Annotated in this window: 7 protein-coding genes; 3 read left to right on the forward strand and 4 right to left on the reverse strand. The window is 48.2% G+C overall.

All coding sequences use genetic code 11. From position 1 onward, the window contains the following. The first annotated feature begins 145 nt into the window (after positions 1-145). The 3 genes from JGK39_RS00010 to JGK39_RS00020 are packed head-to-tail and all read left to right on the forward strand — an operon-like array spanning position 146 to position 1,394. Positions 146-718 carry a site-specific integrase gene (locus JGK39_RS00010; RefSeq protein ID WP_293299155.1) on the forward strand — a complete coding sequence of 191 codons (573 nt, stop codon included), beginning with the start codon at positions 146-148 and terminating at the stop codon, positions 716-718. A 2-nt stretch (positions 719-720) separates the two neighbouring features. Continuing rightward, positions 721-1,062, forward strand: a complete 342-nt coding sequence (locus JGK39_RS00015) for a hypothetical protein (RefSeq protein ID WP_293303304.1) — start codon at positions 721-723, stop codon at positions 1,060-1,062. Between the two features lie 47 nt (positions 1,063-1,109). Continuing rightward, a complete protein-coding gene (locus tag JGK39_RS00020) occupies positions 1,110-1,394 on the forward strand; it encodes a hypothetical protein (RefSeq protein WP_293321915.1) in 285 nt (94 codons plus the stop codon). Positions 1,395-1,403: 9 nt separating this feature from the next. Here JGK39_RS00020 and JGK39_RS00025 read toward each other — a convergent pair whose 3' ends face one another. From JGK39_RS00025 to JGK39_RS00040, 4 genes are all read right to left on the reverse strand, one after another. Continuing rightward, positions 1,404-1,583 carry a hypothetical protein gene (locus JGK39_RS00025; RefSeq protein WP_293321918.1) on the reverse strand — a complete coding sequence of 60 codons (180 nt, stop codon included), beginning with the start codon at positions 1,581-1,583 and terminating at the stop codon, positions 1,404-1,406. Between the two features lie 39 nt (positions 1,584-1,622). Beyond that, positions 1,623-1,910: a hypothetical protein gene (locus tag JGK39_RS00030; protein WP_293299147.1), complete on the reverse strand. Its 288-nt coding sequence runs from the start codon at positions 1,908-1,910 to the stop codon at positions 1,623-1,625. A 363-nt stretch (positions 1,911-2,273) separates the two neighbouring features. Next, the gene (locus tag JGK39_RS00035) at positions 2,274-2,549 is read right to left on the reverse strand and encodes an HU family DNA-binding protein (protein ID WP_293303312.1); all 276 of its coding nucleotides are present in this window, start codon (positions 2,547-2,549) and stop codon (positions 2,274-2,276) included. Between the two features lie 13 nt (positions 2,550-2,562). Then, the gene (locus tag JGK39_RS00040) at positions 2,563-2,760 is read right to left on the reverse strand and encodes a hypothetical protein (RefSeq protein ID WP_293303313.1); all 198 of its coding nucleotides are present in this window, start codon (positions 2,758-2,760) and stop codon (positions 2,563-2,565) included. Positions 2,761-2,808: the final 48 nt, after the last annotated feature.

The following is a 2,808-nucleotide window of genomic DNA, read 5'->3' on the forward strand; positions in this document are numbered from 1 at the left end:
CTTTTTCTTAACAAGTTGCTCTTATAGATAAAAGAGCAACTTGTTAAAAAACAGCGAGCACCGACTTGTATGAGCTTGAGCCAATTAGAATTGACTTAGAATACATGGGGTGCTGAATTGGTTGTTTTTGAGGAGATTTGACAAGGTGAAATTATCCAGATTTGGGCAAGCGACACCTCTGACTCAGGAGAGTTACGAACTAATCAGCAAACATTTATTTACAGAAATTCATAGGGTATTTCTAGCCGTGGCTTGGTACACTGGGGAGAGACCGGACGCTATATTAAAAAGTCAAGTTTGCCAATTTTACTCAAACCCATCACGGCGCATCGTGCGCTCGTCCATACTTTACAGCGCGACGACAAGAAAGGATAAAAAAACCCGAGAAATTCCCTGTCACCGCGACTTAGAAAAAATTCTTAGGGATTTTGAGTGTTGCGAGGATGGCTATCTGTTCCCGTCTCGCGTTCGTGAAAATCGCCATTTATCCCGGCAGGCGATCGATCGAGCTTTCCGACGCGCACTAAAGAAGGCTGGCTTAGACAATCAGGGCTATTCCCTGTACTCACCGCGCCGCGGGTTTATCACCCGGCTAAACAATCTCGGTTGCAGCCCTGGCCTGATTAAGTCTTTATCCGGTCACGCGAGTCTGGCTTCCCTAAGCCGATATATCGAAATCTCAGAAGAACAACGTAAAAATGCGATCGACAATTTTTGAATATGACTTTAGTTAACCCGTCTCAAGTTCAACTTCCAGCGCAGCAGCCTGCCTTTTCAACGGCCGGCGGCTCAACCAGTGTCGCTCTGACGACTTCGCAGGTGACAATCTTGCCCGATCGCTCCGCAGTCAATGCTAGAAACCGAAAAAATCTCAATCTGTACAACGCAGGCCCTGGTGACGTTCTGTTCTCGCTGGGAACTTCGGTGAGCTTAACGCTCTTTTCGGGGGAACTTTTACCGACGGGAAATTACGATAACCAGACTTGGCAAGGGCCGGTAGTTGCGCGAACTGAGAGCGGCACTGCCAGCTTTATGGCTACCGAAGAAATCACGATTATTTGATATGACGCTACGAAACCCCCCCACAGAGCCGCAAATGAGGCCTCTCGGTGATAACTCGACCGGGGGGAAGTAATGGAACGGTAACAATTGACGCTAACACCGCTATTCCTTTGGGACGCGCAGCGGCTATTAGGTGGATCGATGGAAACAACGTTTATGCAAATTTTCCCTTTTCAGTTGTAAGCGGCACGCTCTGTCAGATCGATGCCCTGTACAACACCTTACTGGTGGGAAAATACATGAATCAATTTTTTGCTCTGCCCGATCGATCGAAAATTTATTACCGCTCTCAAAACAATGGAATTTGGATCGCTTGGGCCGCACTTGTTTGAGTGCGCTAACTACTTCTTGTCCGACCATTTCCGAATCATCTCTGCAATCTGAGCCGACGTAGCCCCCACAGCAATTTTGGCGCGAACTTCGATCGCCCTTGACTGAGAAAGGGCCGATCGCACGTTACCGCCGGGAATGTGGACGTGCCGCACCCGGCCACCTTCTTTATAAGAAAATAAACTCTTCACTTTCTGCGGTTACAGAATCAATTATTTCAGGTGGCAAACTCATTCGTCAGCCTCTCCTCTTAAAACTATTAATCCTTGAAAAATACACCGCAGCTTCTCGTTTAGGTACGCTACCTCCTGCTCTTGTATTTTTAAGGGCTGGCTCTTGCTGTGGGCGTTGATTTGGGTGAAATCAATTCCCACTGCTAAGTTTTCTTCGCAGATTTTGATGTATTCGTTCAGCAGGCCGGTGAATTCGATAAATGCGTGGCAGTTGGTGCCAATTGCATCGTCGTAGAAGCGGTTGGAAGCGGCGTGCATTTTTTCTAGGCTTTCTTGCGGTGTCATTTTTTAGATTTTAGAAATTAGTAGGATAAGCGCGATCGCCCTTGATTGAGCGATCGGCTTGTTGTCAGTTAGTTACAGGTCGGCAGGCATCGGGGGGATTACTGCGAAAGGATCGCCGGGAATGGGATTTTCCAACATTCCTAGCAAAGCCTGAATTTCTTGCAGCAGGCTGGCATCGTCTGTCGATTCGCGAGCTTCCTCTTCTTCCAGTATTGCTAGGCGGCGGTCTTGAGATTGGCAGTCTTGCGAGAATTGGATTCATGGGTTTAACGTCCTTTATGTTGTTTTAGTGTCGGTCTCTCCCGACGGTCGCACCACTTCGATCGGATCTACCCTGGCAGGTGTCGCCAGTGGGTTAAACGATCACGGTTTGACTGCCTCCCGGAACTGCTTGCCCGCGGAAAAAACCGGGACTACGGTTGCTGGAAGCTTCATCGTTTGGCCTGTTTTGGGGTTGCGGCCGTCGCGGGCCGCTCTGTCCCGAGACTCGAAACAGCCAAACCCGACTAAGACTACTTTCTCTCCCTCGGCAACGGTGTCAACTATTGTGCCTAGAATGGCGTCCAGTATGGCGTTGACCTCTTTTTTGGAGGCTGATGTTTTGTCTGCAACATCATCAATTAGCTCGGATTTGTTCATTGGTTATTAGTCATTAGTTATTAGTTATTGGTCGTTGGTCGTTTTTTTTCATACCCCGGCGGCTGTCATAGGTAGGCGATCGCTCTAAATAATCAGCACTATCAATTATCGCTAGATAGCGCTCTACCATTCCCTTGCCGTCTTCGTGCTGAAGGAAGAGCCCGATCTGTTTCTGTACTCCGGGTGGGTAGGTTTGGTACTTAGAATTCATGGGCTTACTTATTGCTTGCTACACATAAATGCTGGTCTCATGGAAGGG

This window comes from Microcoleus sp. PH2017_12_PCY_D_A, from assembly GCF_020738565.1.
GTDB lineage: Bacteria > Cyanobacteriota > Cyanobacteriia > Cyanobacteriales > Microcoleaceae > Microcoleus.

Excerpts from the sequence above, each read along its gene's own strand:
- JGK39_RS00015 (WP_293303304.1), top strand. The coding sequence starts at position 721 with ATGACTTTAGTTAACCCGTCTCAAGTTCAACTTCCAGCGCAGCAGCCT.
- JGK39_RS00030 (WP_293299147.1), bottom strand. The coding sequence starts at position 1,910 with ATGACACCGCAAGAAAGCCTAGAAAAAATGCACGCCGCTTCCAACCGC.
- JGK39_RS00035 (WP_293303312.1), bottom strand. The coding sequence starts at position 2,549 with ATGAACAAATCCGAGCTAATTGATGATGTTGCAGACAAAACATCAGCC.
- JGK39_RS00040 (WP_293303313.1), bottom strand. The coding sequence starts at position 2,760 with ATGAATTCTAAGTACCAAACCTACCCACCCGGAGTACAGAAACAGATC.